This window comes from Mesorhizobium sp. P3_A9 (genome assembly GCF_056402975.1).
On the sequence record NZ_JBFUGJ010000028.1, the window covers coordinates 1 to 19,496 of the forward strand.

At 62.2% G+C, this 19,496-nt stretch carries 18 protein-coding genes, 1 tRNA gene and 1 pseudogene; 11 read left to right on the top strand and 9 right to left on the bottom strand.

The features are described 5' to 3' along the window. The 3 genes from AC1DX0_RS07265 to AC1DX0_RS07275 form a co-directional block, all read right to left on the bottom strand. Window positions 1-574: CBS domain-containing protein (locus AC1DX0_RS07265; protein WP_477354854.1), on the bottom strand; the 574-nt coding region annotated here is incomplete at its 3' end. Between the two features lies 1 nt (window position 575). After that, window positions 576-1,712: a 3-dehydroquinate synthase gene (aroB, locus tag AC1DX0_RS07270; protein WP_477223312.1), complete on the bottom strand. Its 1,137-nt coding sequence runs from the start codon at window positions 1,710-1,712 to the stop codon at window positions 576-578. Then, the gene (locus AC1DX0_RS07275) at window positions 1,709-2,320 is read right to left on the bottom strand and encodes a shikimate kinase (protein ID WP_477354857.1); all 612 of its coding nucleotides are present in this window, start codon (window positions 2,318-2,320) and stop codon (window positions 1,709-1,711) included. The genes aroB and AC1DX0_RS07275 overlap by 4 nt, the downstream gene beginning before the upstream one ends. Window positions 2,321-2,531: 211 nt before the next feature. On the opposite strand from AC1DX0_RS07275, the gene AC1DX0_RS07280 reads away from it, so the two are divergent. The 5 genes from AC1DX0_RS07280 (at window position 2,532) to AC1DX0_RS07300 (ending at window position 6,481) form a co-directional block, all read left to right on the top strand. After that, complete coding sequence (locus AC1DX0_RS07280) at window positions 2,532-2,684, top strand: hypothetical protein (RefSeq protein WP_015315495.1); 153 nt, start codon at window positions 2,532-2,534, stop codon at window positions 2,682-2,684. 9 nt (window positions 2,685-2,693) lie between these two features. Next, window positions 2,694-3,611, top strand: coding sequence for a site-specific tyrosine recombinase XerD (locus AC1DX0_RS07285; RefSeq protein WP_477223310.1), 918 nt, complete (start codon window positions 2,694-2,696; stop codon window positions 3,609-3,611). Window positions 3,612-3,709: 98 nt separating this feature from the next. Next, a complete protein-coding gene (locus AC1DX0_RS07290; RefSeq protein ID WP_477223309.1) occupies window positions 3,710-4,660 on the top strand; it encodes an acetyl-CoA carboxylase carboxyltransferase subunit alpha in 951 nt (316 codons plus the stop codon). 241 nt (window positions 4,661-4,901) lie between these two features. Further along, window positions 4,902-6,233 carry a L,D-transpeptidase family protein gene (locus AC1DX0_RS07295; RefSeq protein WP_477354860.1) on the top strand — a complete coding sequence of 444 codons (1,332 nt, stop codon included), beginning with the start codon at window positions 4,902-4,904 and terminating at the stop codon, window positions 6,231-6,233. 8 nt (window positions 6,234-6,241) lie between these two features. Then, a complete protein-coding gene (locus tag AC1DX0_RS07300; protein ID WP_477223307.1) occupies window positions 6,242-6,481 on the top strand; it encodes a sulfurtransferase TusA family protein in 240 nt (79 codons plus the stop codon). 16 nt (window positions 6,482-6,497) lie between these two features. Here the strand turns inward: AC1DX0_RS07300 and AC1DX0_RS07305 are convergent, their stop codons facing one another. Continuing rightward, on the bottom strand, window positions 6,498-7,619 hold the full coding sequence (locus AC1DX0_RS07305) for a CobW family GTP-binding protein (protein ID WP_477223306.1): 1,122 nt from the start codon (window positions 7,617-7,619) through the stop codon (window positions 6,498-6,500). Window positions 7,620-7,623: 4 nt separating this feature from the next. Continuing rightward, window positions 7,624-8,790, bottom strand: a complete 1,167-nt coding sequence (locus AC1DX0_RS07310; RefSeq protein ID WP_477354863.1) for a D-alanyl-D-alanine carboxypeptidase family protein — start codon at window positions 8,788-8,790, stop codon at window positions 7,624-7,626. Between the two features lie 234 nt (window positions 8,791-9,024). Here AC1DX0_RS07310 and AC1DX0_RS07315 point away from each other — a divergent pair, with 234 nt between their 5' ends. The 6 genes and pseudogenes from AC1DX0_RS07315 to AC1DX0_RS07340 all read left to right on the top strand — a co-directional run bounded on the left by AC1DX0_RS07315 (window position 9,025) and on the right by AC1DX0_RS07340 (window position 16,206). Continuing rightward, entirely contained in the window at window positions 9,025-10,188 is a 1,164-nt protein-coding gene (locus tag AC1DX0_RS07315) for a M20 aminoacylase family protein (protein ID WP_477354866.1), read from the top strand. An 84-nt stretch (window positions 10,189-10,272) separates the two neighbouring features. Continuing rightward, window positions 10,273-10,349: transfer RNA gene (locus tag AC1DX0_RS07320), tRNA-Arg, on the top strand. Between the two features lie 636 nt (window positions 10,350-10,985). After that, window positions 10,986-12,293 (top strand): hypothetical protein, encoded by a 1,308-nt coding sequence (locus tag AC1DX0_RS07325; protein WP_477354869.1) that lies wholly within the window; start codon window positions 10,986-10,988, stop codon window positions 12,291-12,293. 35 nt (window positions 12,294-12,328) lie between these two features. Continuing rightward, window positions 12,329-14,704, top strand: coding sequence for a di-heme-cytochrome C peroxidase (locus AC1DX0_RS07330; RefSeq protein ID WP_477223302.1), 2,376 nt, complete (start codon window positions 12,329-12,331; stop codon window positions 14,702-14,704). 115 nt (window positions 14,705-14,819) lie between these two features. Continuing rightward, window positions 14,820-15,221 carry a cytochrome b gene (locus AC1DX0_RS07335; RefSeq protein WP_477223301.1) on the top strand — a complete coding sequence of 134 codons (402 nt, stop codon included), beginning with the start codon at window positions 14,820-14,822 and terminating at the stop codon, window positions 15,219-15,221. A 13-nt stretch (window positions 15,222-15,234) separates the two neighbouring features. Next, window positions 15,235-16,206: pseudogene (locus AC1DX0_RS07340) on the top strand (IS630 family transposase). Window positions 16,207-16,477: 271 nt separating this feature from the next. On the opposite strand, the gene AC1DX0_RS07345 reads toward AC1DX0_RS07340, so the two are convergent. The 4 genes from AC1DX0_RS07345 to AC1DX0_RS07360 form a co-directional block, all read right to left on the bottom strand. After that, the gene (locus AC1DX0_RS07345) at window positions 16,478-16,912 is read right to left on the bottom strand and encodes a YqaA family protein (RefSeq protein WP_477223389.1); all 435 of its coding nucleotides are present in this window, start codon (window positions 16,910-16,912) and stop codon (window positions 16,478-16,480) included. 128 nt (window positions 16,913-17,040) lie between these two features. Beyond that, window positions 17,041-17,394 carry a cupin domain-containing protein gene (locus AC1DX0_RS07350; protein ID WP_477223300.1) on the bottom strand — a complete coding sequence of 118 codons (354 nt, stop codon included), beginning with the start codon at window positions 17,392-17,394 and terminating at the stop codon, window positions 17,041-17,043. A gap of 140 nt (window positions 17,395-17,534) precedes the next feature. Beyond that, window positions 17,535-18,428 (bottom strand): sugar phosphate isomerase/epimerase family protein, encoded by an 894-nt coding sequence (locus tag AC1DX0_RS07355; RefSeq protein ID WP_477223299.1) that lies wholly within the window; start codon window positions 18,426-18,428, stop codon window positions 17,535-17,537. A gap of 66 nt (window positions 18,429-18,494) precedes the next feature. Beyond that, complete coding sequence (locus tag AC1DX0_RS07360; RefSeq protein ID WP_477354872.1) at window positions 18,495-19,433, bottom strand: ABC transporter substrate-binding protein; 939 nt, start codon at window positions 19,431-19,433, stop codon at window positions 18,495-18,497. Between the last annotated feature and the right edge of the window lie 63 nt (window positions 19,434-19,496).

The following is a 19,496-nucleotide window of genomic DNA, read 5'->3' on the forward strand; positions in this document are numbered from 1 at the left end:
TCACCAGCCCTTCGACCTCGCCATACTCGTCGACGACGACGGCGAAATGCGCCTTGCGCCGCAAGAAGGCGTTGAGCTGCTCCTGCAAGGTCGTGGTGTCGGGCACGAACCAGGGTTTCGAGGCGATCTTCATCACGTCGATCCTGGAAAAGTCATTGCCGACTTCGTTCAACGCACGCAGCAGATCCTTGGCGTGCAGCACGCCGACAATGTTGTCGAGCGAGCCCTTCCACAGCGGCATGCGGGTGTGCGGGCTCTGCAGGATCTCGCGCACCACCGCTTCCGGCGCATTGTCGGCATTGACCGAGCGCATGTTGGTGCGGTGGACCATGATGTCGGAGACTTCAAGCTCTTCGAGGTCGAACAGGCCGCCAATGCGGTCGCGGTCCTCGCGCACCACCTGGCCGTCGCGGCGGAAATCGTCGACCGCGCCGCGCAACTCGTCCTGGCTCGAACGCTGCGGCTCGATGCGCGACAGCTCGTAGCCGAACATGGCAAGCAGGCGTGTGCGCACGGCAACGACCAGCAGGATGAGGATGGCAAGAACGGCAACGACGGTCCAGCCATTGTCCATCTCAGCCGGCTTTCCCGTTGGCTGGGTGGTTTTCCCTCAAGAACGACAGCACTTCCGAGGCCGGCACGTCCTTGGCAACAAAAGCCTGGCCGATGCCACGCGTCAGGATGAAGGTCAGCGCGCCGCGCGACACCTTCTTGTCCTGGGTGATGAAGGAAAGCAGCGCCTCGGCATCGGGCAAATCGCCAGGAATATCGGCCATCCGCCAGGGCAGGCCGACGGCGCGCAGATGCGTCTCGACACGTGCCGCGTCGTCGGGGCTGGCGAGGTTGAGCCGCGAGGAGAACCGGTGCGCCAGCGCCATGCCGATGGCCACCCCTTCGCCATGGACGAGCCGGGTTCCATCATACTGCGTGGCGGCTTCGAGCGCGTGGCCGAATGTGTGGCCAAGGTTGAGCAGCGCCCGGTCGCCGGTCTCGAACTCATCGCGGGCGACGACATCGGCCTTGGCGCGGCAGGCTTCGGCAATGGCCTCTCCCCTCTCCGGCCCGCCGGCGAAGACTTTTTCCCAGTTCGCYTCCAGCCAGGCGAAGAATTCCGGCCGGTCGATCAGCCCGTATTTGGCGAGTTCGGCATAGCCGGCGCGGAATTCGCGGATCGGCAGCGTGTCGAGCACTTGCGTGTCGGCCAACACCAGCTTGGGCTGCAGGAAGACGCCGACAAGGTTCTTGCCGCGCGGGCTGTTGATGCCGGTCTTGCCGCCGACGGAGGAATCGACCTGCGCCAGCAGCGAGGTCGGAACCTGCACGAAATTCATGCCGCGGCGCACGATGCCAGCGGCAAAACCGGTGAGATCGCCGATGACGCCACCGCCCAGCGCGATGACGACATCGCCGCGCTCCAGCCTGGCGGCCAGAATTCCGTCGACCACTGCCTCGAGATGGGCGAAGCTCTTGGTCTTCTCGCCTGGTGGCATCGTGATGACGGTGGGCTGGATACCACCCTTCTCAAGCCCGGCCTTCAGCGTATCGAGATGCGCGGCGGCGACATTCTCGTCGGTGATGACAGCGGCGCGCGTGCCGGGCAGACGGCGCGAAATCTCCTCACCGGCGCGCGACAAAAGGCCGGAGCCGATCAATATGTCGTAGGCACGGTCGCCAAGCCCGACTTCGACGGTGACGGGCTGATCCGCGCTCACGATTCGACCTCGCCCGTCGCTGCGATTTCATCGATGCCGAAATGCCGGCAMAGYGCGTYCRSCACCTCGGCSGCRATGACYTCCTTGCGGTCGTCGCGGGTCGGYACGGTGACATCGGAAGTCGCGTAGACCGGATAGCGCTCGSCCATCAGCCGCTCSAGCACKGCGCGMGGATCGGCRCTTTTCARCAGYGGCCGGTTCTGCTTCTTCGAAACCCGGTCCATCARMAGSTCGAKYTCGGCCTTCAGCCACACCGAMACGCCATGCGCGGCAATAGCCTCGCGCGTCTGCGCGTTCATGAAAGCGCCACCGCCGGTCGACAGCACCTGCGGGCCGTTCTCCAGCACGCGCAGGATGACGCGCTGCTCCAGCGCCCTGAACTCGGTCTCGCCATAGCGCTCGAACAGCTCGGGCACGGTCATGCGCGAGACGCTCTCGATCTCCTGGTCGCTGTCGATGAAGGGTAGCGAAAGCATCGTCGCCACCTTGCGGCCGATCGCCGTCTTGCCGGCGCCCATCAGGCCGACAAAGACAATGGACCGGCTGCCCAGCCGGCCAAGCAGCGCGGCATGGGTCTCGCCTGGAGGATTTGCCTGGTGAGCGTTCATCAGCTGTTTCTTGGGCCCTCTTTGCCGGCGTATCGACATSAAAAGCCRGTTTGCGTCAAGCGTGCCGAGCACGGGCAAGCGTATATCGGCCGGGGGATGGCTGCATCAGAAGTTGCTAACAGGCCTCCGCTTCKTCCTTGAATTGGCCGGATTGGCGTCCCATAAGGGCACWGGGTTTGGAAACGCAGAACAAGAAGACGGGCGAAAATTGATGCCGACACTGTTYCGCTTTGTCGTGACCCTCGCGATTCTGGCCGGCATTGCTTATGGTACGATGTTCGCACTGGTGATGTTCGTCGAGCCGAAAAAGGCGGAGATGAGCGTGCGTATCCCGCCGGAAAAGCTGAATCCCAAGAAGAACTGATCCTCAAGGATGAACAGCGCCGCCCGCATCGAGGCCTTCCTGGAAATGATGAGCGCCGAGCGGGGTGCTGCCGAGAACACGCTGTCCTCCTACCGCCGCGACCTCGAAGACGCTTCGAGCGAGATCGGTGGCGGGCTCGCTGGTGCCGCCGCCGCCGATATCCGCGCCTACCTCGACGACATCGCCGCGCGCGGCTTCGCGCCGACCTCGCAGGCGCGCAAACTGTCGGCGATCCGCCAGTTCTTCAAATTCCTCTACGCCGAGGGCCTGCGCGCGGATGACCCGACCGGCACGCTGGACAGCCCGAAAAAGGGCCGCCCGCTGCCCAAGACGATGAGTGAGGCCGACACCGGCCGGCTGATCGACCGCGCCGCGCAGGAAGCCGGCGACGCCGGGCTCGGTCACGCCGACCGGCTGGCCGCCCTTCGCCTGCATGCGCTGGTCGAGGTGCTCTACGCCACGGGCCTTCGCGTTTCCGAGTTGGTCGGCCTGCCGGTGACGGTGGCGCAGCGCGACGACCGTTTCTTCATGGTGCGCGGCAAGGGCGACAAGGAGCGCATGGTGCCGCTATCGGCCAAGGCGCGCATAGCGATGAAGACCTGGCTTGCCGCTCGGGCCAAGGTGCCTGCCTTCGCCGACAGCCCGTTCCTGTTTCCGGCCGCATCGGACAGCGGCTATCTCTCGCGCCAGGTCTTCGCCCGTGACCTGAAAGGGCTGGCGGCGCGCGCCGGCATCGCCTCAGCGAAGATATCGCCGCACGTGCTGCGCCATGCTTTCGCCAGCCATCTCCTGCAGAACGGCGCCGATCTCAGGGCCGTTCAGCAGCTGCTTGGCCATGCCGACATATCGACGACACAGATTTACACCCATGTGCTGGAGGAGCGGCTGGTGCGGCTGGTCAACGATCATCATCCGCTTGCCGACTAGGCCTCATATCGCTATGTGAGGACGACATTTCACCGCCCGGAACCTTCGTTTCAACGGTTCCGCAGTCCTTGCCTTCCGACGCATCGGTCCGCTCAAGCATGTACAACTACCTGGATTTCGAAAAGCCGGTGCAGGATCTTGAGCTCAAGATCCTCGAGCTCAAGAAGCTTGCCGAGAACGGCGAGGCGGTCGATGTCGCCGATGAGATCGCCAGGCTCGAGAAGCGTTCCCACGACGCGCTGCGCGAACTCTACAAGGCGCTGACGCCGTGGCAGAAGGTACAGGTGGCGCGCCATTCCGACAGGCCGCACTGCGTCGACTACATCAGGGGCCTGTTCACCGATTTCACGCCGCTCGCCGGCGACCGCAATTTCGGCGAGGACCAGGCGATCGTTGGCGGTTTTGCCCGCTTTCGCGGCGAGCCTATCGCGATCATCGGCCAGGAAAAGGGTTCGGACACGACGAGCCGCCTGAGACACAATTTTGGTTCCGTGCGCCCCGAAGGCTACCGCAAGGCGGTGCGTTTGATGGAGCTTGCCGACCGTTTCAAGATCCCGCTTCTGACCTTGGTCGACACCGCTGGCGCCTATCCCGGCGTCAGTGCTGAAGAACGTGGCCAAGCCGAAGCCATCGCGCGCTCGACCTCAGCTTGCCTTGGCCTGAAAGTGCCGTCGATCTCGGTGGTCATCGGCGAAGGCGGTTCGGGCGGCGCCATCGCCATCGCCACCGCCAACCGCGTCTACATGCTCGAACATGCCATCTATTCGGTGATTTCGCCTGAGGGGGCGGCCTCGATCCTGTGGCGAGACACCACCCGCTTGAAGGATGCGGCGACCAATATGAAGATCACCGCGCAGGATCTTCTGCAATTGAAGATCATCGACGCCATCATTCCCGAGCCGATGGGCGGCGCCCAGCGTGGCCCCGAAACGGTTATTGCCGCGACCGGCGACCTCATCGCCAAGACGATGAAGGAATTTGCCGGCGCCAACACCGATTTTCGCGAGCAGCGCCGCGAGAAATATCTGGCGATGGGCCGCAGCCTCTGACGCCCTCCGATGGCGGAACAAGGCCATCGGAAGCCCTGCGCCCACAGCAATGTGGCGGCAATGAGCAATTTCGCCACAAAAATGCCGCCGCATTCGGGTCAATGAAAGTGCCGCGAAGGGTTAGCCGAGGCTTGCGGTAAGGAATTTTCAAGGTTAACGGGCTTACGGTCCGTCAGTGTTCAGCATGCGGGCTCGGCCGTTTCGAAGCCATTGGCCCGAGGGAAAAGACATAGCCGTATCCATGTTTGCCAAGCTCGCCCGTACCGGAGTCGTCGCCGCCTCGATAGCCATTGCCGGCTGCAATGATTCGTCGATGAAGGACTTTGCCCCGGAGGCCAACAAGCCGCTGCCGGACAAGATCCTCGCCGACATGAAGGCCAAGGGCATGATCCGCACCTCGTCGGTGATGGCGCGCATCTTCAAGGAAGAGGGCAAGCTCGAAATCTGGAAGGCCAAGACCAACGGCCGCTACGACATGGTGGCGAGCTACGACATCTGCAAATGGTCGGGCAAGCTCGGACCCAAATACACCGAAGGCGACCGCCAGGCGCCTGAAGGCTTCTACACGGTCCGTCCGGCGCAGATGAATCCGCGCTCGAACTACCATCTGTCCTTCAACATCGGCTTTCCCAACGCCTATGATAAGGCCAACGGCCGCACCGGCCAGAACCTGATGGTGCACGGCGCCTGTTCGTCGTCAGGCTGCTATTCGATGACCGATGCGCAGATCGAGCAGATCTATGCCTTCGGCCGCGACGCCTTCCAGGGCGGGCAGACCGAATTCCAGGTCGAGGCCTTTCCGTTCCGCATGACTGCCGCCAACATGGCGCGCTATCGCAGCGACCCGAACTACGAGTTCTGGAAGATGCTGAAGGTCGGCTACGACAATTTCGAGATCACCAAGGTGCCGCCGAAGGTGGACGTCTGCGARAAGCGSTAYGTCTTCAACCAGGTSGCCGCYGACGGCSMGACRTTCGATCCGACCGGAGCGTGCCCCGCGACCACGCAGCCGGATTCGCTGAAGAGCGCCTACAACGCCTATCAGAGCACCTACGACGCGGATTTCAACGGCGCACTCAAGGCCAGCGTACCGCCGCCCAAGCCGACCATTGCCGGCGTCAAGGAAGCCAGCATCGTTTCGGACTGGTCGAAGCGCCGGGCGCGCGGCGAGCGCGTGCCGATCGATCCGCCGTCGCTCAATTCCAACGGCACGGTGACCGAGACGGCGCGCATGGGCCGCATCGACTCGCCGGCTGGCCGCAAGATGGCTGCACTCGACGCAGAGAAAGCCGCCAAGCAGAAGGCCGAGGAGCAGCGGCTGGCCGCCATAGAGGCCGCCAAACAGGCCAAGGAAGCTGCCAAGGCACAGGCGCTGGCCGAAAAGGAAGCGGCCAAGGCGCAAGCCGTGGCTGCAAAGGAAGCGGCCAAGGCCGCCAAGGAAGCCCCCGTCGCCACCGCCACCATCGCGGCCCCCACCGAGGCAGCGCCGGAAACCGAAACGCAAGCTGCAAGCGCCGATGAGAGCCGGGTGACGAAGCTGAAGAACAAGCTGCTCGGCATGTTCGGCGGCTGAGCCGAGTCTTGGCCGCGGATACCGCTATCTATGACCTCAAGGGCCTGAACTGCCCGCTTCCCGTGCTCAAGGCGAAAAAGCGCCTGGCGGGAATGCGGCCAGGCAGCCGGCTGTGGCTCGAAACCACCGACCCGCTGGCGGTCATCGACATTCCGGCATTCTGTGCTGACAGCGGCCATCATCTGGTAGAAACGTCAGCCGTTTCCGGTGGTCATCGCTTTCTGGTCGAACGCGGCGAGACTGTCTGAATTTCGATCTGAACTGCTATCTTCCGGCAATSGCCAGCGGRTTGTTTTCCAGCGCCGCRCGGTCSGGCGTGTCGATCGACGGCCGGTTGGTGAAGGCSGCAAACAGCCGGCGCACATAGTCTTCCGGCATATCGAGTGTGATCAGCACCAGCCTTGTGCCGCGCTGGCCGTCAGGCCAGGCCGGCAGCCTTGCCGGTGGATGCAGGATCTTCTGCACGCCGTGGATAACCAGCGGCCGCGACGGATCTTCCTGCAACTCAATAACGCCCTTCATGCGCAGCAGCTTCTCGCCATGCGTCGAACGCAACAGGTCGAGGAACATTTCTATAGCCGAAAACGGCACCGGACCATCATGGATCAGCGAATAGGAGCGCACGCGCTGATCGTGTCGGTGGCCATGATCATGATTGTGGTCGTGGTTATGCGCGTGGTCATGGCCTTGATGGTGATGGTCGTGATCGTGCGCCGCCTCCTCGCCGAGCCAGCGCCGCACGTCGGCGGATTTGGTGGCGGGATTGTAGAGGCCGCAATCAAACAGATCAGCTACGCCTGTTTTTGAGTTGCCGGCATCGAGCAGTTCGGCACCCGGATTGATCCGCCGCAGGCGCGCCCGCAGTGTGTCGAGATCGCCGGCATCGGTCACCATGTCGGCCTTGCTCAGCACGATGCGGTCGGCGACGGCGACCTGTTTGACCGCCTCGACATGGGCATCGAGCGTGGCATTGCCATTGACCGCGTCGACCAGCGTGATGACGCCGTCGAGCCGGAAAGCCTGGACAAGTGCCGGATGCGCCATGATCGACTGCAGCACCGGCGCCGGGTCGGCAAGCCCCGTGGTTTCGACGATGACGCGGGCAAGCCTGGCGATACGGCCGGTCTGCAACCGGTCGACCAGGTCGGCCAGCGTGTCGACCAGTTCGCCGCGCACCGTGCAGCACAGGCAGCCATCCGAAAGCTGAATGATGCCATCGGAAGCCTGCTCGACCAGCAGATGGTCGATCGCCACCTCGCCGAACTCGTTGATAATCACCGCCGTGTCGGCCAGCGCCGGGTCTTTCAGGAGCCGGTTGAGCAATGTCGTTTTGCCGGCGCCGAGGAAGCCGGTCAGCACCGAAACGGGGATAGGAAAGCCGCTCATCAGGTTAGTTCGCCACCTTGGCCGGCTGGTCGCCTTGCGCGGCGGAACCGGCAATGGCCGCACCAGCGCCGGTCGGTGCCGGCCGATCGGGCCGCCAGCTTGGGATCGGCACATCGGCATAGTCCTGCCCACCCTGGTCGAGCATCGCCTTCGGTGCCGGACCGGTGGCGCCGCCGAGGCCGACGGCAACCAGCGTCGGCACATGGTCGAGCTTTTCCTGATAGGGCGACTTCGGCACATCCTTGGGAGCCTCGGCGGGCGGTGCTTCCGACTGTTCCTCCTTTGTCTTCTTCTTGCAGATCTCGTCATGCATGTCGTTGGGCGAGACCGTGTCGCCGTAAGGCGCCAGCGTTGCGATGGTGGCGGTGCCGGCGGCCGGCGTGTCGAAGCCCTGGTCGAGCAATTTTGCCGCAGCCTCGGCGCGGCTGACCGCCGACTTCTCACCAAGCACGACCGCAACCAGCGTGCGGCCGTTGCGGGTCGCCGAGCCGATCATGTTGAAGCCCGAAGGGCAGACGAAGCCCGTCTTCATACCGTCGGCGCCGGGATAACGACCGATCAGGAGATTGTAGTTCGGGATTTCCTTCTTGCCGACCGCAAGGCCCTCGATCGAGAACCATGGCGCATATTGCGGAAACTCGCGGCGGATCGCCATCACCAGAACCGAGAGGTCGCGCGCCGTGGTGTACTGGTCCGGCGAATAGAGCCCATTCGGGTTGACGAAATGSGTSCCGKTCATGCCGAGCCGGGCAGCTTCGGCGTTCATCCTTTCGGCGAAGGCGGCTTGCGAGCCGCCGACATTCTCGCCGACCGCCATGGCGATGTCATTGGCCGATTTGACCAGCATCATCTTCAGTGCATTGTCGAGCCGCATCACCGAGCCCGGCTTGAAACCCATCTTGCTTGGCGGCTCGCCGGCGGAATGCTTCGTCACCTTGATCGGCGAATCGAGCTGGACTTCACCGGCCGCGATCGCCCGGAAGGTCACATAGGCGGTCATCAGCTTGCTCAGCGAGGCTGGATACCAGCGCTTGAACGCATCCTGATGCTGCAGAATCTGGCCATTCTTCAGGTCGAAGACAACCACCGGATTGGCCAGCACCGATCCGGCCACGACCGACAGCATGATTGCGCCAGCCGAGAATAGTTTGAGGAAATGCCTGTGCCGCATGATCGAATCCGAAATCGCCTCTTGCCCTGATTGCCTCTGGCTCCGTAAGATTTCGTTACGTGACCGCCAGCATAATGAGTCCGACCCTCAAAAACGGACCGCATCGGTGCGGTGCTATTTACCCTATGTGACGCCAACATGGCAAAGTGCCTGACAATCACAATTCCAAAACCCCGGCACAATTGCAGTACACCAGGCTGAAGCCGGCTGCTCCAACGACGAAATGGAACCATCATGCCAATCCTGAACCGCGCCGCTGAAATGCAGGACGAAGTCGCCGGCTGGCGCCGGCATCTGCACCAGACACCGGAATTGAACTTCGACGTCTTCAAGACGGCGGCTTTCGTCACCGAAAAGCTGAAAGAGTTCGGTTGCGACGACGTGGTCACCGGCCTCGGCAAGACTGGCGTCGTCGGCATCATTCGCGGCCGCCAGGGCSAAGGCGCCACCATCGGCCTGCGCGCCGACATGGATGCGCTGCCGCTCAACGAAATCACCGGCAAGTCCTACGCCTCGACCGTTCCCGGCAAGATGCACGCCTGCGGCCATGACGGYCACACGGCGATGCTGCTGGGTGCMGCCAAATAYCTSGCSGAGACGCGCAATTTCRCCGGCTCSGTGGYGGTGATCTTCCAGCCGGCGGAAGAAGGCGGCGGCGGCGGCAACGAGATGGTCAAGGACGGCATGATGGAGCGCTTCGACATCGCAAAAGTGTTCGGCATGCACAACATGCCGGGCCTGCCTGTCGGCCAGTTCGCCATCCGCCCGGGCCCGATCATGGCGGCGACGGCCGAATTCACCATCACCGTGAAAGGCAGGGGCGGCCATGCCGCGATGCCGCACGGCACGATCGACCCGATCGTCATCACCAGCCAGCTGGTCGGCGCGTTGCAGACCATCGCCTCGCGCAGCACCGACCCGGTCGAGGCGGTGGTGGTGTCGGTGACCAAGTTCCATGCCGGCGACGCCTACAACATCATTCCCGAATCGGCCGAGATCGCCGGCACCGTGCGCACCTTGCGCAAGGAGATCGCCAAGAAATCCGAAGAGCGCATCCGCACCATCTGCGACGGCCTGGCGACCGCGTTCGGCGCCAAGATCGAGGTCGACTACCAGGCAAATTACCCCGTGACCTTCAACCACGCCGAAGAGACGGTGTTTGCCAGCGATGTCGCCGCGAACGTCGCCGGCGACGCCCACGTCCACCGCGAGATCCAGCCGGTGATGGGCGGCGAGGATTTCTCCTACATGCTGGAGGCCCGCCCCGGGGCCTTCATCTTCATCGGCAATGGCGACACCGCCGGTCTCCACAACCCGAACTATGACTTCAACGACGAGGCCATCCCGCACGGCATGAGCTACTGGGTGAAACTGGCGGAAACCGCGCTCGCCGCCTGACGAGCGCCGCACAAAAGGCTGGCCGATTGCGTGCGGCCGGCCTCTTGGCGAAACGATCCGAAGCGGCTATGTGTCGGGCCGCGTGGTCCCGTAGCTCAGTAGGATAGAGCGGCAGATTCCTAATCTGTAGGTCACAGGTTCGATTCCTGTCGGGATCACCATGCATATTCTGTTGACCACTCTCGCCGCTTGGCGGTGACGCCGACATCCTCCACAAGCCAGTTCGGGAAGCCGCGCCAGCCGTCCGATGTCGGGCAGCGAGGGCCTTCAGACTTCAATGACCAATTCTTCACCCGGTATAGCGCCTTGAGTGCCAATGGCGGCGCGAGGCCCTGGCACCAAAGCCCGGGCTCGTATGTTTTCGAGCCGCCATCCGAAGTGATCGGAAGCCGGCGACCGCGAGAAAGCATTGAGGCTTTATTATCGTACCAAATAAAACCTGGTAATTGACATCAGGCGCGCATCGTATGTATCAATATGCTCATACAACTATAATTTTGAATTCCCGTGCATGGCGTCGATCCTTGTCTGTCATCTGTTGAAGGAGACGTTGATGGATGCGTCGACGCTCGACAATTCATTGTAGAGAAGTTCACCGTCCTCTCGGAGGCGGAAAGCTGCTCTAACTCTTTGTTCTGACGCAATTCTTGGCGGAAAATCATTTCACGCTCTTCCCCGAATTGCTCTGAACCACGCCTTTGGACAATGGAGCAGAAAACACTTTCAACATAGCCGGGGGGCAGAATATGTGGAAATCTCTAAAGGCCTATCGAAGGACAATCCTGGCGGCCGGCGCGATGGCGTTTGCCGCGATACTGAGCTTCACCTCTCCGGCGGTGGTCGCCGATGCGCCCGAGCCGCTCCATCCGCTCGACGTGTCGATCCTGTTTCCGGCGCCGAAAGACGCGGCCGACCTTGCCAATTTCATTTCCGTTGCGGACCTGATCGGCGCCGGCGGCGTGCCGTTGGTTCCCGAGCCGCTATTCCAGCGGTTTCTCGCGATCGCGGCCGGTGATGCCAGCAAGATCGCCCTCGCTGACGGACAATCGGTGCAGATCGGTCTCCCGGACGGAGTCGAGAACATCAAGAACTGGTTCGTCGCCGGCATCCGCGTCGATGTCGGCGCGCCTGGCCTGTCGAAGAACGTCATGGCGGCGTTCGGCCAGATCCCACAGGTCCGCTTGATCCTGCAACCCGTGACGATTGAGGGCAGCGCGGTCAAGATCCACGACCGCGCCGCTCACATGATCTTCAGTTTTATAGGGGGAATACCGCAACAGGAGACTTGCGCAGTTCAGATGATACCTAAGGTCGATCCCGACCTCACTGCTTTTCGACTGACGCTCGCCGACTTCGCGTCGTTGCGCGACGATCTGGCCAAAGGCAGCTTTGGCGCCACGCCGATCTCCACGCAGGGTCTTCTCGATGTGCATCCCGCGCTCGCGGACGCCAAGGCGAGGAAGCCTTTCCGCGATCGTCTGGTGGCAATCCTGGACAAGGACCTTTCGGTAAAAAAACTCGGTTCCATGGCAGCGATGGGATTGCCGAAATCCGCTGCCGCCCCGTGGATTTTCGTCGCCATGAAGATACAGTCCAACCCAAAGATCGCCGACTTCGGGAAATTGATCGCGGTTCCAAACCCGGCCCTTGATGGCAAGGCAACAGCCGAATTGGTGCGTTTTTTCGGAGGCGGAGACAAAGTGGTCCCCGCTCCCGTCTCCAACAATTTGAGCGAGACGATGACGACTTGCTTTCAACCGCCAAGCGATCGCAAGGGCGTTTCCACGGCGACGTTGCTCAAAGCGACGGGAAGCGAGCAGGACACGATAACCCTGGCCGATATCATCGCCGACCCGTCGAAGAGCCATTTCTTCAACACCGATTGTGTCAGCTGCCATACCGAAACCCGACTGCTGAGGAGCAACTCTCCGACGACCAAGATCGAAGGCGTATCGGAGGCTGTGCTGCCGAAGGACCAATGGAACGTGCGCAACTTCGGTTGGGGGCTTGAGGCCGACGGCCTGAGGCCGACGATCACCCGGCGCACCGCAACCGAAACCGACGAGGTGGTGAAGGCTGCAAACGAGTTGCTGCAAACGCCGTAATCCGCAAGCCGGGAGATTGCGCTCGGGAGACGACGATGAAACTCCGGTCGGTATTGCAAAAGCTCGGACGAGGCGTCCTCAAACTGGGACTGATCGCTATCGTGGCCGTCGCCGTAGCGATTCTGGTCCTGAGTTATGCGCCGGACCGTGCCCGATCCTTCCTGGCCTTCAGGGGCAGGATCGTGGAGTTCGCTTCGGCGCTGCTCCCGCCGCCGCTTGTGGCCGAGCGGCCGCAGAAAGGTTGCGCCTGGCTCGACCAGAACTGGTCGGCCGAGGACCGGGCCTGGTTCCACAACGTCTCTCAGGGCACCGCGACGTTCCCGGTATCCTACGCCTGGTTCCAGAAGCTCGAGCGCCCGGAAATCAGCCCGTTCGACCTCTTCGTACGCCGCGGTCTGACCAGCGACCCTGACTACCTGTCCCGGCTCGGCTTCATGGCGCCGCGCGATTGCGATCCAAAAGCGGGCAGCGACGAGCCTGACGGTTATGGCACCCTTCCGGTCGGCTTTGCGGTGCTCAAGAGCGGCACCGATCCAATAACCGGGAAAGAATTCGCAGACGGTCTGGGGCTCACCTGCGCGGCATGTCACACCGGCCACATCTCCTACAAGGGATTCGAGCTGCGTATCGATGGGGCGCAGGCGATGATCGACCTGCAGAACCTGGAGCGGATCATAGGTCTGTCGATCTGCTACACCGCCAAAGCACCCTGGCGCAAAGACCGCTTCATCGATGCTGTTCTGCGCGCCGATTCCGCGCCCGATCCCCGGGACTATCGGGCAAGAAAAGATGTCGGGGAGGAGATCAAAAGGATCTGCGACAACGAGGTCTTCGGCAAGGTGACCGCCGAACGGAATATTCTTGCCCGTCAGCATATGGTTCATACCGAGGAAGGCTTCGGCCGCCTCGACGCGCTCAACCGCATCGGCAACCAGGTGTTCCACGACAACCTCGTCAACCCGCTGAAACCGGAAGAGCCAGCTGTAAAGGAGTATGAAGGCGGCCTGTCGCAGGCCGCCATGGACGCCAACTTTTCCGCCCATACCGCGCCGGTCAGCTTCCCGCCGATCTGGGATGTCCCCAATTTTTCCTGGGCGCAGTACGACGCCTCGATCCTCAATCCCAACATCCGCAACATCGGCGAAGCTATGGGTGTCAACGCCAAGATCAATATGGCCAATCCAAAACTGCCGCTGTTTGCGTCTACGGTCCATGTCGCCGAGATAGCGAGGATCGAGAGCATGCTGCAGGGCCGCAAGCACATGGACAAGAGCATGACGCAAGGCGGCGAACACATGGATGGGATGCCAACCAGCTTCGATGGCCCCCCGGAGCCGCTGGCAGCGCCCCGGTGGGACGATGCGGCGAAAAAGCTCGAAGCGATGAAGGGTTGGGATCCCGGAGACGACGAAAAATGGCGTACCCACCCCGACGCAGTGGCCGAAGGCCGTAAGCTATATCGCCAATTCTGCTTCGAATGCCATCGCGCACCGTTGCGCGACCCCGGGATTTCGGCTGACGACCCCGACTCGTTCTGGAAGAAAATAAACAGTGACCAGACCGACAGCCACCCGAACTGGATTTCGATCGGTGGCGAGTGGCTGTTCAACTTGGTGCAAAAGCCGGTCGCTGATATGGGCACCGATCCCGAACAGGGCCGCGTGCTCGCCGAGCGGCAGGTGAACGTACCGAAATATCTTGGCTTGGATCTCAAAGCGGAGGTTTTCGACCACTGCCCTTTGGAGCCCAATGCGGCTTTGAACAAATCCTATGTCGTCAATCTGATGGCGGCGGTCAGCAGGACCGAGAAGCAGTGGGCCGAGAACCCCAGGCGCGCCGACGGCAGCGCGATGTCGCAGGAAGAAGTCGCTGCCACTCACAGCGAACGGCCGAACTGTCCGAATCCGAAGGTCTTCAAGCGCATGCAGCCGGTCAGTGACAAGGATAAACCTACGATCCCGGTCAGCGACAAGGATAAACCTGTGCAGCCGGCCGGCGAGAAGGCGCAACCGGCAAGCGACTCGACCAGCGTCACCTATCTTGCCACGCCCCACTATCGCGCCCGGCCGCTCGACGGCGTTTGGGCGACGGCGCCCTATCTGCACAATGGCTCGGTTCCAACCCTTGACGATTTGCTCAGGCCACAGGCCGACCGGCCACAGGCCTTCTGTGTTGGTCCGGTCGAATTCGACCCGGAAAGAGTCGGACTGCCTGTCCCTGTCGCCACCAAACTGACGGCCGTTGAATGTGAGGCTGGATTGACCCGGTTCGACGCGCGGCAACGGGGCAACTCCAATCTCGGCCATTCCTTCGAAGGCATGCCGACTCGTTCACCGCCACCTGGTGTACTTGGCCGCCAACTGCCCAACCGAGAACGTTCCGCGCTGATCGAGTATTTGAAAACTCTATAAAGTCGGACTGTTGGATTCCTGTCGGGACCACCACGTTTTCAAGAGCTTGGCGAAGAAGTACTATACCTTTCTGCGAAATCAGATTCGTTGAAGAGGACGAAGACATCACGCCCTCATGCGCACCGTTGACTACCGTCGGGCCGCGGAGGTGAGCGGGAAATCTGGCCCGCATTGGCATTTCGGCATTCGTCTGCTGCATTGGCTGACCGTGATCGCGCTCGCGGCGCAACTCGCCATTGCCTTCGGGCCGATGAGAGGGCCGGGGATGACGATGATGAACTGGCTGCCGATTCACATGTCGATCGGCGTGACCATCCTGGCCATCATCGTCCTCAGGCTTTGCTGGCGCATCTCCACCCGGGCCCCTGCCAGGCCAACCTCACGGTTCGTGCGATTTGCGACGGCTTTCTTCCACATATTTCTCTACGTCACGATCCTCGCGATCTTGATAACAGGGTGGCTAGAGCAGTTCCTATTTTGGGAGAATCGTAAGATTCCCAAATCGGTGGGTTTGTGATTCAAGATGGTGACTGGACGGAGGCCAGCATCAGATGACGCGAGCCCTTTCAAACGATCTTCGTGAGCGTGTTGTTGAAGCAGTTGGCGCCGGCGAGAGCTGCCGTGTTGTGGCGTCGCGCTTTGGTGTTGCAGTCTCCTCGGCTGTGAAGTGGTCGCAGCGTTACCGTGCCACCGGCTCGGTGGCGCCAGGCAAGATGGGCGGGCACCGCAAGCGGGTTCTTGAGCCGCATCGGGCCTTTATATCGTGGAGCGGATCAATCAGACCTCTGAACTGACGCTGCATCGGCTGAAGGACGAGTTGGATGCGCGCGGGATCAAGGTCTCGCACAATACGGTCTGGCTGTTCTTGCGCCGCGAGGGGCTGAGCTTCAAAAAAAACGCTGTTCGCTCTTGAGCAGGCTCGCGCCGATGTTGCCCGCAGGCGTCAACGATGGCGATCCTGGCAGACCGGTCTCGATCCGCAATGCCTGGTCTTCATCGATGAGACCTGGATCAAGACCAACATGGCTCCGCTGCGAGGCTGGGGGCCGAAGGGCAAGCGGCTGCGCGGCCTGGCTCCGCACGGCCATTGGCGCACGCTGACCTTCCTCGGCGCTCTGCGCTGGGATCGGCTCGCGGCTCCTTGCGTCTTCGACGGACCGATCAACGGCCAATGCTTCCGCGCTTATGTCGAGCAGCAGCTCATCGCCGTTCTGAAGCCTGGCGACATCGTCGTCATGGATAATCTTGGAAGTCATAAGTCGGCCGCCATCAGGCAGATGATCAAGGCTGCCGGCGCCAGGCTTTGGTACCTGCCGCCCTACTCTCCGGACCTCAATCCGATCGAGCAGGCCTTTGCGAAGATCAAACACTGGATGCGCCAAGCTCAGAAGCGAACCGTCGAGGACACTTGGCGTAACATCGGCCACCTCGTCGAAACCATCGAGGCAGCAGAATGCAAGAACTACTTCAAAAACGCCGGATACGCTTCCGTCAAAATATGAAAGGCTCTAGGCTACCGGCCAATGCCTTTCATGCCACCCGCACGGCTTTTCGGAACCCTGCCTGTACCGTTGGCACCATCCGTCGGTGCGCTGTCGGCAAGGGGCTTCGCGTTCGTCCATGCCAAGCTGGTCTGGATAATGCTTGGACTTATCGGTGTTCACGTGCTGGCTGCCCTGGTTCATTTCGTGCTGTTGCGCGATCGTGTCATGCAAAGCATGGGCTTCGGTCGGTCGAACACGGCCTCCCAAGGAATAGACGATGTGCAGCTGATCACCCCGCAGCCCACAATCCTCCCGCAACAATCACCGCATAGCGTGCAGCCTTGCCTATTGCGACGAGAGTGACGAACACGCCAAGGTTCACGCGTGCGGCACCCGCGGCGATGGTGAAAGCATCTCCGACTACCGGCAACCAGGCAAACAGCAGTGTCCATTCGCCAAAGCGCCGGAATATCCGGCTTGCCTGCTCAAAGCGATCGGGAGTGACGGGGAACCAGCGCCTGTTCTGGAGCGAGCCGATGCCGCGCCCCAGAACCCAGTTTACCACGGAGCCGAGCGAATTGCCGATCGTGGCAACGGCAAGGAGCAGCGCTGGATCATCACGGCCCGAGACGATCAGCCCGGCGAGCACCGCCTCCGACGAGACCGGCAGGACAGTTGCGGCGAGGAACGCGCTGACGAACAACGCGCCATAGAGCGCCACCACGCCCAACTATACCTGCACGTCGACAGTGCCCATCATACCGAGCTGCTCATGCTCGAAGATGTGGCAGGGATACATCCGCGCCGAGGACCCGCCATGGGCGCCGGCCATCCGCGGTCCAACGGGCCGCCTCAGCCAACCTTGACAACGAAATGCTTGGTCACCGGCTCGATGATCTTCCAGGTGCCCTTGAAATCGGCTTCCACCACGAACGCATCGCCGGGGCCGACTTCGACAGGTGTGCCGCCATCGGGGGTGATGATGATGCGGCCGGCGATCATGTGCACGAATTCATAGTCGGTGTAGGTCGCGTGATAGGTGCCGGGCGACGCGCGCCAGGTGCCAGAGATGACCTTGCCGTCCGCGGTCGTGTGCTGGACGGCGGTTTGCATGGTCGGGTGGCCCTCGACCACGATCCAGCCAGGCAGGTCGCCGGCTTCCGCGTGTTCGACGGGGCCGAATTTGAGGATCGTCTTGTTCGTCATGCCTGGCTCCTTCTACTTCATGTGTCGCAGAGGTCGGATAGCCCATGCACATGACGGGAGCAATGCATGCATCACCAGAACCAGCGGCGTTTACGCGCCCTGGCAGCGCAGCCTGGGAAGTCCTGCCGCCCGCGAACGCCCTACGGCTTGTGCCGGGCCGAGACCAGTTCCGCCTTGCGTCGCGCCGTCTCCAGCCCCAGGCCGATGAAGGCGCGCGCGTGCTTGGCGAGCGCCATATTGTCGGTCCACAGATTGCGCCAGATGGCGGTCTTCTTCGACAGGTTCTCGTCAACGATCTCCGACGAGAAGGATTCGAAGCTGAGATCATCGGCATAGCCGACCGCGGTCAGCGCATCGAATATCGCTGCGAAGTCGATGTTGCCGGTGCCGAGGAAGCCGCGATGGCTCTCGCCGATATGGACATAGCCGATCTTGCCTGCGGCGTGGCCGATGGCCAGCCCGACATCGGCCTCCTCGATGTTCATGTGGAACGTGTCGAGATGCAGGAAGATGTTGTCCGAACCGGTGTCCTCGATGAAGGCGAGGCCTTGCGAGGCAGTGTTGAGCAGATTGCTCTCGAAGCGGTTGACGATCTCGAGATTGAGCGTGACGCCGGCCGCTTTCGCCGTCTCGGCAACCTTTGCCAGCGCTGCGGCGCTGCGGTTCCATTGATCGCGCGTCGGCGCCTCGACCTGCAGGCCATGGCTGGTCGACAGAATGCCGGCGACCTTGCTGCCGCCAAGGTCGCGCGTCAGCGCGATGGTCTGGTTGAGGATTTCGACGCCGCGCGCGGCAATCGCCTTCTCGGCGCTCGATATGTCGCCATCAGCAGGCAGTCCGATGCTGATGGCCACGCCGAGGCCGAGATCGGCGATGCGCTTGGCAAGCCCGCCAATGTCGACATTAGCCGGGTCGAGATAGGAGAATTCGATCAGGTCGAAGCCGGCCTCCCTGGTGTTGGCCAGCGTGCGTTCGAGCTCGCTTTGCGCCGAGCTTGCCGACCAGACGAAAGAATGGATCCCGATGCGCGACATGATCGTCTCCGGTTTGTGGATGAGGGGGGCGTGGCCGGGTCAACCCGGCCACGCTTGTTGGAGTGATCAGCGGGCCGCGGTCCAGCCCYTGTAGTCCTTCAGGTTCTCGGCGGTGATCAGCTTGGGATCGAGCAGCACGATCGGTTCCGCCGGCTTCTTGCCGGCCAGCAGATCGGCCGCCATCGTCAGCGACTGGCCAGCCATTACGTAAGGGTCCTGCGAGGCCGAGGCCTTGATCATCGACTTGCCGGAAGAGAGTTCCTTTTCGATATCTGGCGCGCCGTCGACTGCAGTGAAGATGAACTCCGAGCGATTGAGCTGCTTGGCGGCAAGCTGGGCGCCGATCGCCGTCGGATCGTTGATGGCGAACACCGCGTCGATCTTGTCGAAGCGGGTGAGCAGCGACTGGAACACTTTCAGGCCGCCGTCGCGCGAGCCTTCGGCGTTCTGGTCGTCGGACAGGATCTTGATGTCGGGGTGCTGTGCAAGCACGTTCTTGCAGCCCTTGACCCGCTCCAGGATCGACGACGATGCCGGGCCGTTGAGGATGACATAGTCGCCCTTGCCGCCGGTGTGGTCGACCAGGTACTGGCAGGCCTCCTCGCCGGCCTTGACGTTGTTGGTCATCACGGTGACGTCGGCGCCCGGCGCCGAAACGTCGAACGCGGCAACGATGATGCCGGCAGCCTGCGCCTTCTTCACCGCCGGCGCGATCGCCTTGGCATCGACGGCGTTGAGCATGATCACGTCGACGCCGGCGGCAATGAAGGAATCAACCTGCGAAACCTGCTTGTTGAGGTCGTAGTCGGCCGACACCGACGTCACCTCGACATTCGGATTGATCTTCTTGGCCGCGTCCTCGATGCCCTTGATGGTGGCGACGAAGAAGGGGTTACCGAGCAGGCCGACCGAGATGCCGACCTTGTTGAGGTCCTTGGCCGATGCCGGCGCGATGGCGACGGCCGCGAGTGCGGCGCCGCAGAGTAATTTGGTGATGATCTTCATTACGCTTACTTCCTCCTGATGCCCCGCGCCTCTCGCGGTGCGTTACACAAGCCGGTCGTTGAT

Bases quoted from the DNA above. Each gene is read 5' to 3' on its own strand.
- AC1DX0_RS07325 (WP_477354869.1), top strand. From the start codon at position 10,986: ATGGCGTTTGCCGCGATACTGAGCTTCACCTCTCCGGCGGTGGTCGCC.
- AC1DX0_RS07355 (WP_477223299.1), bottom strand. From the start codon at position 18,428: ATGTCGCGCATCGGGATCCATTCTTTCGTCTGGTCGGCAAGCTCGGCG.
- AC1DX0_RS07350 (WP_477223300.1), bottom strand. From the start codon at position 17,394: ATGACGAACAAGACGATCCTCAAATTCGGCCCCGTCGAACACGCGGAA.
- AC1DX0_RS07290 (WP_477223309.1), top strand. From the start codon at position 3,710: ATGTACAACTACCTGGATTTCGAAAAGCCGGTGCAGGATCTTGAGCTC.
- AC1DX0_RS07285 (WP_477223310.1), top strand. From the start codon at position 2,694: ATGAACAGCGCCGCCCGCATCGAGGCCTTCCTGGAAATGATGAGCGCC.
- AC1DX0_RS07335 (WP_477223301.1), top strand. From the start codon at position 14,820: ATGCGCACCGTTGACTACCGTCGGGCCGCGGAGGTGAGCGGGAAATCT.
- AC1DX0_RS07330 (WP_477223302.1), top strand. From the start codon at position 12,329: ATGAAACTCCGGTCGGTATTGCAAAAGCTCGGACGAGGCGTCCTCAAA.